Consider the following 8,775-nt stretch of genomic DNA (forward strand, 5'->3'; position numbering starts at 1 on the left):
AGGCTCCCCTCCGTCCCAGCCAGACGGCTCGTCGGCATGCCGAGCCACAGCCCTACGGAGCATCGGGGGATGCACATGACCAGCCACCCGCAGCAGCTGCGGAACGAGGACCGCCCCGATTTCGCGCGAGCCCTGGACGAGGCCCTGCGCTCGGCCCCGCGGAACGACGGCCACGCGGGTCCCTCCGGCCGCCCGAACGGTGAGCAGCTACGCACGCTCGCCCTGGAGCACGCCGACGAGATCCTGGAAGCGGCGGCCGCCGAGTACGACCACTACCTCGATCTCCGCGAGGGTCTGCGGCGCCTGGCCGACGCGGGGCGGGAGCCCTCCCCCGGGACGGAAGGGGGCACCGTCCCCGCGGACGCCGACGCGACCGGTCCCGGGGCCGTCGCCGTCGCGGTCGTCCTGGCCCCGCTGCTGGCGGGGGCCTCCGCGGCGGTCCTGCTGCTGATCGGCTCCGTCCTGAAGATGCTCACGCCGGAGCCGGCCATGGCCGCGACCATGCTGACCGCGGGCTGGACGTTCGGCGCCCTCGCGGCGGCCGCGCTGCTGGCCGCCGCGACCGGCCTGCTGATCACCGCCGTGCGCAACGGCGCCCGCGCGTACCACGTGGAGACGCGGACCCGCCCGGACGCGGACCTGGAGCGCGCCCGCCAGGAGTGGCTGGACGCGCTGCGGGAGCGTGGCATCCGGCCCTTCCTGGCGGAGGCGGCGACCCGGCCCCCGCAGGTCTCCCCGGCGGCCGGCGGCCGGCCGGCGGAGCTGGGGAACCAGGACGGCCACCCCGGTGCCGGGCCGCACCGGGAGCCCGGCCGGCTCACCAGCCCCCGCTTCAGCAGCCCGGGGTACAGCAGCCCGGACTTCTCCAGCCGGAACCACCGCGCGGACTGACCGCCCGGCCGGCACCGGCCGCACCCGTCCGTCCGCGCGAGCCGCGTCAGTCCGTCACGGCGTCGACGGGCTGCCCGGTGCGCCCCGCCGGCTCCGGACGCTCCGTCAGCGGCACGTAGACCCGGTTGCCGCCCGCCGCGAACTCCTTGGACTTCTGGAGCATGCCCTCGGCGATCTCCTCCGGTGAACCCGCTGCCCCAGCGTCGCCGCCGAACCGCTCGTTGATGTCCCGGCTGATCCGCATCGAGCAGAACTTCGGCCCGCACATCGAGCAGAAGTGCGCCGTCTTCGCCGGTTCCGCGGGCAGCGTCTCGTCGTGGAACTCCCGCGCCGTGACCGGGTCGAGGGAGAGGTCGAACTGGTCCTCCCACCGGAACTCGAACCGTGCGTCGGAGAGCGCGTCGTCCCACTCCTGGGCGCCCGGGTGCCCCTTGGCCAGGTCGGCGGCGTGGGCGGCGATCCGGTAGGTGATCACGCCGGTCTTGACGTCGTTCCGGTCGGGCAGCCCCAGGTGCTCCTTGGGGGTGACGTAGCAGAGCATCGCCGTGCCCCACCAGGCGATCATCGCGGCGCCGATGCCGGAGGTGATGTGGTCGTAGCCCGGAGCGATGTCGGTGGTCAGCGGGCCGAGCGTATAGAACGGAGCTTCATCGCAGATCTCCTGCTGAAGGTCGATGTTCTCCTTGATCTTGTGCATCGGGACGTGTCCCGGGCCCTCGATCATCGTCTGCACACCACAACGCCTGGCGATGCGGTTCAGTTCCCCGAGCGTGCGCAACTCGGCGAACTGGGCCTCGTCGTTGGCATCGGCGATCGACCCCGGACGCAGGCCGTCGCCCAGCGAGTAGGTGACGTCGTACGAGGCCAGGATTTCGCTCAGTTCCTCGAAGTTCTCGTAGAGGAAGCTCTCCTTGTGGTGCGCCAGGCACCAGGCGGCCATGATGGACCCGCCCCTGGAGACGATCCCGGTCTTCCGCCCGGCCGTCAGCGGCACGAACGCCAGCCGCACACCGGCGTGCACGGTCATGTAGTCCACGCCCTGCTCGGCCTGCTCGATCACCGTGTCCCGGTAGATCTCCCAGGTCAGTTCCTCGGCCTTGCCGTCCACCTTCTCCAGCGCCTGGTAGAGCGGCACCGTCCCGATCGGGACGGGGGAGTTGCGCAGCACCCACTCCCGGGTGGTGTGGATGTTGCGGCCGGTGGAGAGGTCCATGACCGTGTCGGCGCCCCAGCGGGTCGCCCAGGTCATCTTCTCCACCTCTTCCTCGATGGAGGAGGTCACCGCCGAGTTGCCGATGTTGGCGTTGACCTTCACCAGGAAACGCTTGCCGATGATCATCGGCTCGATCTCCGGGTGGTTCACGTTGGCGGGCAGCACCGCCCGTCCCGCCGCGATCTCCTCGCGCACGACCTCGGGCGAGACGTTCTCCCGGAGGGCGACGAACTCCATCTCGGGCGTGATCTCACCCCGCCGCGCATAGACGAGCTGGGTGGCCGGGCGCCCCTCCCGGCTGCGGCGCGGGCGCCGCGGTTCGCCCGGGAAGACCGCGTCCAGGTTGCGCAGTCCGCCGCGCGGCGAGGTGTGGCGGATGCCGTCGTCCTCGGGCCGGACCGGCCGGCCCGGGTACTCCTCGGTGTCACCGCGGGCGATGATCCAGTTCTGCCGCAGGGGCGGCAGGCCCCGGCGCACGTCCGTGACGGCCGCCGGATCGGTGTACGGGCCGGACGTGTCGTACAGCGACACCGAACGGCCGTTGGTGAGATGGACCTGACGTACTGGCACGCGGATGTCGGGGCGCGAGCCCTCCACGTAGCTCTTGTGCCAACGAGCAGGCGTGCGTGCGTCCTTGTCGGTCATGAGACCTACTCCCTACGCCGGCATTACCCGGTAACAGGTTCGGCGGTCGACGCAGCGGTCTCCGACGCGATGTTTCCCGTGAAACATCGACCGCCCGCCCTGGACAGGGCGGACCGGAAGTCAGCGTCCTCTCAGCCCGGTGCTCCGAGCTCCCGCGTGTGCAAAGGTGACCCCACGCTAGCGTCCCACCGGGCGCGGTGAACAGTAGGCCCCTGCCACTCTTGGGATGATCTGTCCGTGAGCACCATGCAACCGCATCCCGAACCACCGCGTCCCCCCACCGGCGCACACGTGCCTCACGGCCACCCGCAGGGCCCCGGCCACGGTCCCTCCCGTGGCGCCGGGCACCGCCAAGGAGCTCCACCGGACCAAGGGCCCGGTCCCGGCGGCGGGCACAGTCACGCGCACGGGCACAGCCACGCGCACGGGCCCGCCGCACCGGCCTCCCGCCGACTGCGCAGGATCATCACCGCCGTCCTGGTTCCGTTCGCCGCCGCGGTGGCCGTCGGCCTGCTCGTGCTGTGGCCCGGCGGAGCACCGGGGCACGAGCGCTCCGGCGTGGGCTTCGACCGGCACACCGAACAGGCCACCGTCACCCGGGTGGAGAAGGCGTCCTGCGGCCAGGGGAACCAGAAGGACCAGCAGTGCACGCTGGCGACGGTTCGCATCGACACCGGCAAGGACCAGGGGAAGACGTTCGTCGAGACGGTCCAGCGTGACCAGTCGCGGCAGTTGGCGGAGGGCGACTCGGTGATCGTCGCCTACGAGCCGACCGCTCCCAAGGAACTCCAGTACTCGGTCATGGACATGAACCGGAAGTTCCCGCTGACGCTGCTGGCCGGCATCTTCGCGGTGGCGGTCGTGGTCGTGGGCCGGCTGCGCGGCCTGATGGCGCTGATCGCGCTGGCGGTGAGCTTCATGGTGCTCACCCTGTTCATCCTGCCGGCCATTCTGCAGGGGTCGAATCCGCTGCTGGTGGCGGTGGTCGGCTCCAGCGCAATCATGCTGATCGCGCTCTACCTGTGCCACGGGCTGTCGGCCAGGACCTCGGTGGCGGTCCTGGGCACCCTGGTCTCGCTGCTGCTGATCGGCGTCCTGGGCTCGGTCTTCATCGGGTGGGGCGACCTGACCGGCAACACCGACGACAACACCGGCCTGATCCACGGCCTCTACCCGCAGCTCGACATGAGCGGCCTGCTGCTGGCCGGCGTCATCATCGGTTCACTGGGCGTCCTGGACGACGTGACGGTCACCCAGACCTCGGCGGTGTGGGAGCTCCACGAGGCCAACCCCTCGCTCGGTCCGCGCGGGCTCTACCGGGCCGGTCTGCGGATCGGCCGGGACCACATCGCCTCGGTGGTCAACACCCTGGTCCTGGCCTACGCGGGTGCGGCGCTGCCGTTGCTGCTGCTCTTCTCGATCGCCCAGAGCAGTGTGGGTTCGGTCGCCAACAGCGAACTGGTCGCCCAGGAGATCGTGCGCACCCTGATCGGTTCCATCGGCCTGGTGGCCTCGGTGCCGGTGACCACCGCGCTGGCCGCCCTGGTGGTCTCCGCCGACCGCCCCGGACCGGACGGCTCCGGCGCCGGCCCGGCGGCCGGGCGCAGCGGTGGGCGGGCGGCCGGGCGGGCCTCGGGAGGCCGCGGGACGCGGGGGCGTCGCCGCCGCCGCTGAGACCCCCGGGGCGCCGCACCCCGTCCGGGGAGCGGTACGGAGGCCCGGTGTCCGGAGCGCCGCGGGGAAGGACCGCACGCCCTCGGGACACCGGGCCGAAGCGTTCCTTCACCGGAGCGGGACGAGCCACGGCGGGAAGGTCAGCCGGCGCTCTGCTCCTCGGCGAGAATGCGGTCCAGCGCCTCCTCGAGGTGGGCGTCGAAGTCCGCCAGCGCCCCCTCCTGGCCGAGCGGCACGAGCTTGTCCGTCCGGTCCAGGAACGCCACCAGCGGAGCGGCGCCCGACCGGAACAGCGCCTGGTCGTGTCCGACCTGGAGCCGGATCAGCACCTCACCCAGCATGTCGGGGTCGGCGGGCGACACCCGGACGTCCCCGTCCCCGCAGGGCCGTCCCACCCCGTCGATCAGCAGCTCCCGGCCAAAGGCCCAGGTCACCGGCGCGTCACCAGGAAGGTGAAAGGTCAGTCGCACGGCGAACGGATCAGAGGTTTCGTAGCGCAGCTCGACCGGAATGCGGAACGAGAGCTCGTCCGAGACGAGAAAGTTCATCATGACCTCTGCCTGCACCGACTCGCGCATCGCCTACCCCGTCTTTTGTCCTCGGGTTTCCGGGACTCATCCTGCTGACCCTGCGCGCCATCTTGCTGAACGTACACGGCGAATCACAAGGAGTGATTTTTCAGATACTGAAAGACAGGGCCAGGACCCCGGGCGCGCGCCCGATCTCGGCCTGGAGCCGGTGGGCCGTGGGAAGCAGCTGGTCGGCCTGGTGAACGGGCAGGGAGACGGCCACCGTGGCGACGATGGTGCCGATCCTGATGGGGATCGCGGCGCAGACCGTGCCCAGCGCGTACTCCTGGCGCTCCAGCACTGGCTCCCCATGACGGGCCGCCGCCAAACGCCGCAGGAACGCTCCTTCGTCCTCGACCGTGTACGGGGTCAGCGACTGCACCGGGTGGCGGGCCAGGTGGTCCCGCCGGGCCTCCTCGTCGAGCTGGGAGAGCAGGCACTGCCCGATGGCGTGCGCGTGCCCGGTCGCCCGGAAGTCGGCCCACTCGCCGACCGCGGGGTTCTCCTGGGAGTCCGCGACGCCGACGACCTCGATCTCTCCGTCGCGGTACCGGGCGCAGTAGAGCGGTGCCCCGATGACGTCGTGCCAGTGGGCCAGCGTCTCCGTGACGGCGCTGCGGCGTCTCTGCCGGGCCACCCTGCGGCTCAGCCTCTCGGCGGCGTCCCCCAGGTGGAAGAGTCCGCTGTCGCGCCGTAGGTAGCCCTCGTGGACCAGCGTCCGCAGGAGGTGGTAGGTGGTCGGCAGGGCCAGCCCCGCCTGCCGGGCCAGTTGTTTGGCCGGTGCGCCCCGCTCGTGCGCGGCGACGGTCTCCAGCAGCCGCATGGCCCGCTGGACCGATCCGATGAGCGTCGCCGGCCGGCCCTGGCCCGGCCCGCCCCCGTCACCTCTTCCTCCGTCCCCGCGTTCCTTTCCGGAAGCGGCCGGGGCAGGGCCTGCCTGGGTCGGCTGGACGGGCACGGAAGGGGCGCGTCGTGAGGCGGACGCGGTGTCGGCCGTGGCCAAGGGTGACTCCCGGAGCGCGAGGAGGCCGCCCGTGCCGGGGCAACACGGGCGATTGCGGGCCGCCCGCGGGGGCTCTGGTTCCCCGCGTCGAGTTCCGGACTCTAACGGCCCGTCACCTTCCGGACACACCCCGCGGGCCGAGCTTCCCTCTCACGAGGGATCCCGCTCCCGCGCTCCCGGTGCCTCTACCACTGCCGGTCGGACGACGAGGAGGACGATCCCCTGACCTTCCGCACCAGGAAGATCAGACCGCCCACCAGCGCCACGAAGACCAGCACCTTGAAGAGCAGTCCCACCAGGAAGCCGAGCACGTTCGCTATCAGGCCCCCGAAGACGACCAGAGCGATCACCGGGATCGCGATCCACTTCACCCACCACGGCACGTCCGCGAGAATCTCACGCATCGCCCAGCCCTCTTCCCTGTGAGTCGTCGGTTACGTTTTCGATGCTAGGCGGGGAAGGGGCCCCGAAGGGGCTCCCGGCACCCTCGTCGGTCCCTGACCGCTCCCCTAGGGGTCGGTCAGCCCTCGGGCGGCGAGAAGACCACCATCACCCGCAGGTCCTCGCTGATGTGGTGGAACTTGTGGGGGACGTTGGCGGGCACGTAGACGACGCTGCCCCGCGCCACCTCGGTCGTCTCGGTCCCCACCGTGATCCAGCCGCGCCCGCTCACCACGAAGTACACCTCGTCCTGGTGGTGCGGCTGCTGCGGGTCCTGTGCGCCGGCGTCCAGCGCGTAGAGCCCCACCGACATGTTCCGCTCCCGCAGGAACTGCAGGTAGGCACCGTCGTTGGCGGCCCGCTCCGCTTCCAGTTCATCCAGCCGGAATGCTTTCATCGCCCCGCTCGCCCCTTCGGGTCAGGACCAGAATCGATCTCTTCTGCCACGATCAGATACATGATGAATTTCCTAGTCAAGACGCTCGCCAACGCCGGCGCCCTGGCGGTCGCCGTGTGGCTGGTCGGCAGGATCAGCCTGGAGGGCGGCAGCACCGGCGAGAAGGCCTGGACCCTGGTCGTGGTGGCGCTGATCTTCGGCCTGGTGAACCTGCTGGTGAAGCCGCTCGTCCAGCTCCTGACGCTGCCGCTGTTCCTCCTCACCCTCGGCCTGATCACCCTGGTGGTCAACGCCCTCATGCTGCTGCTCACCTCCTGGATCGCCGGAGAGCTCGACCTGAGCTTCCACGTCGACGGCTTCTGGACCGCGGTCCTGGGCGGCCTCGTGATCTCCGTGGTCTCCTGGGCCCTGAACCTGGTCCTGCCCGACGGGGACTGACCTCGTGCGGCGCCCGCCGCCGCACCCGGCGCCGCGTTCCTGACCTGCCCGGTTCCGCCCACCCGTGCGCCCGCGAGTCCGGCCGCCCTGAGACAGTGGGGGCGGCGGATCCCGACAGGCCGCCACCGTACGTGAGCACCAGGAAGGACGGCCGCATGAACGACTCCGCCGCGGATGCCCGGGCGCAGGACGCCGGCGCACGGAACGACGACGCGAACGGCGCGGACCCCACGCGCCCGGGGACCGGTGACGGCACCCGTGCGGTGCGTGCCGGACTGCCGGACCCCGTGAAGTACGAGCCGACCCTCCCCGGTCCCGTCTTCGCCGCCCACTTCCACCTCCCGGGTGAGCCCACCGGCCCCTACACCTACGGCCGCGACGAGAACCCCACCTGGACGCTCCTGGAGAACGCCATCGGCGAGCTCGAGGCCCCCGGGAGGGACGACGTGGAGACGCTGGTCTTCCCCTCCGGCATGGGCGCGATCTCCGCGGTGCTCTTCTCCCAGCTCGGTGCCGGCGACACGGTGGTCCTGCCCAGCGACGGCTACCAGGTGTTCCCCCTGGTCCGGGCCCAGCTCGAGGCGTTCGGCGTCGAGGTGCGCACCGCTCCCACCGGCGGCGACGCGCAGCTCGAGGTCCTCGACGGGGCCAGGCTGCTGTGGATCGAGACGCCCTCCAACCCCGGCCTGGACGTCTGCGACATCCGCCGGCTCGCCGAGGAGGCGCACGCCCGGGGCATCCTGGTGGCCGTCGACAACACCCTGGCCACCCCGCTCGGCCAGCGACCGCTGGAGCTGGGCGCGGACTTCGCGGTGGCCAGCGGCACCAAGCAGCTCACCGGGCACGGCGACGTGCTCCTCGGCTACGTGACCGGTGCCCGCGGCGAGGCGATGGACGCGGTCCGCCGCTGGAGGAAGATCGTCGGCGTCATCCCCGGTCCCATGGAGGCATGGCTGGCCCACCGCTCGCTCTCCACCCTCCAGATGCGGGTGGACCGGCAGGCGGCCACCGCCCTCACCCTGGCCCGCGCGCTGAAGGAGCGCCCCGAGGTGAGCGGCCTGCGCTATCCGGGGCTCCCCGACGATCCCTCGCACGCCGTCGCCTCCCGCCAGATGCGCCGCTTCGGCTGCGTCGTCTCCTTCACCCTCCCCGGGCGCGAGCACGCGGAACGCTTCCTGGAGTCGCTCCGGCTGGTGGACGAGGCGACCAGCTTCGGCGGCGTGCGGTCCAGCGCCGAGCGGCGCGGACGCTGGGGCGGCGACGCGGTGCCCGCCGGCTTCATCAGGCTCTCGGTGGGCGCCGAGGACCCGGAGGACCTGGTGGCGGACGTACTGCGCGCCCTCGACGAGGCCGGCCGGCCGGTCTCCGGGAGCTGACCCTCCCGCGCCGCTCCGGCCCGCGCGACAGGTGCGCGGACGGACCGGTCCGAGCCTCCCCCCTCGTGGCTCGGACCGGTCCGCCGGCCCGCCGCACGACCACCCGGTCGCGCCGCGCGACCCAGGCT

The 8,775-nt window shown here is 71.8% G+C and carries 9 protein-coding genes; 4 read left to right on the forward strand and 5 right to left on the reverse strand.

All coding sequences use genetic code 11. The features are described 5' to 3' along the window. Positions 1–69 precede the first annotated feature (69 nt). A complete protein-coding gene (locus tag A2U95_RS10485; protein WP_166021873.1) occupies positions 70–891 on the forward strand; it encodes a hypothetical protein in 822 nt (273 codons plus the stop codon). Between the two features lie 46 nt (positions 892–937). On the opposite strand, the gene thiC is transcribed toward A2U95_RS10485, so the two are convergent. Beyond that, positions 938–2,749, reverse strand: coding sequence for a phosphomethylpyrimidine synthase ThiC (gene thiC, locus A2U95_RS10490; RefSeq protein ID WP_166021874.1), 1,812 nt, complete (start codon positions 2,747–2,749; stop codon positions 938–940). A 246-nt stretch (positions 2,750–2,995) separates the two neighbouring features. Here thiC and A2U95_RS10495 point away from each other — a divergent pair, with 246 nt between their 5' ends. Beyond that, on the forward strand, positions 2,996–4,423 hold the full coding sequence (locus tag A2U95_RS10495; protein WP_166025043.1) for a YibE/F family protein: 1,428 nt from the start codon (positions 2,996–2,998) through the stop codon (positions 4,421–4,423). A 140-nt stretch (positions 4,424–4,563) separates the two neighbouring features. Here the strand turns inward: A2U95_RS10495 and A2U95_RS10500 are convergent, their stop codons facing one another. The 4 genes from A2U95_RS10500 to A2U95_RS10515 all read right to left on the reverse strand — a co-directional run bounded on the left by A2U95_RS10500 (position 4,564) and on the right by A2U95_RS10515 (position 6,833). Then, a complete protein-coding gene (locus tag A2U95_RS10500) occupies positions 4,564–5,001 on the reverse strand; it encodes an SsgA family sporulation/cell division regulator (RefSeq protein ID WP_166021875.1) in 438 nt (145 codons plus the stop codon). Between the two features lie 100 nt (positions 5,002–5,101). Further along, positions 5,102–5,995, reverse strand: a complete 894-nt coding sequence (locus A2U95_RS10505) for an IclR family transcriptional regulator (protein ID WP_420856984.1) — start codon at positions 5,993–5,995, stop codon at positions 5,102–5,104. A 185-nt stretch (positions 5,996–6,180) separates the two neighbouring features. Beyond that, positions 6,181–6,399 (reverse strand): DUF5326 family protein, encoded by a 219-nt coding sequence (locus tag A2U95_RS10510; RefSeq protein WP_166021877.1) that lies wholly within the window; start codon positions 6,397–6,399, stop codon positions 6,181–6,183. A 116-nt stretch (positions 6,400–6,515) separates the two neighbouring features. Then, positions 6,516–6,833 carry a cupin domain-containing protein gene (locus tag A2U95_RS10515; protein ID WP_166021878.1) on the reverse strand — a complete coding sequence of 106 codons (318 nt, stop codon included), beginning with the start codon at positions 6,831–6,833 and terminating at the stop codon, positions 6,516–6,518. Positions 6,834–6,893: 60 nt separating this feature from the next. Between A2U95_RS10515 and A2U95_RS10520 the strand changes: the two genes are divergently transcribed. Both A2U95_RS10520 and A2U95_RS10525 read left to right on the forward strand, forming a co-directional pair. After that, the gene (locus A2U95_RS10520; protein ID WP_166021879.1) at positions 6,894–7,271 is read left to right on the forward strand and encodes a phage holin family protein; all 378 of its coding nucleotides are present in this window, start codon (positions 6,894–6,896) and stop codon (positions 7,269–7,271) included. Positions 7,272–7,426: 155 nt separating this feature from the next. Continuing rightward, on the forward strand, positions 7,427–8,647 hold the full coding sequence (locus A2U95_RS10525; protein WP_166021880.1) for a cystathionine gamma-lyase: 1,221 nt from the start codon (positions 7,427–7,429) through the stop codon (positions 8,645–8,647). The last annotated feature ends 128 nt before the right edge of the window (positions 8,648–8,775 follow it).

The organism is Streptomyces chilikensis (genome assembly GCF_001642695.1).
GTDB classification, from domain to species: Bacteria; Actinomycetota; Actinomycetes; order Streptomycetales; family Streptomycetaceae; genus Streptomyces; species Streptomyces chilikensis.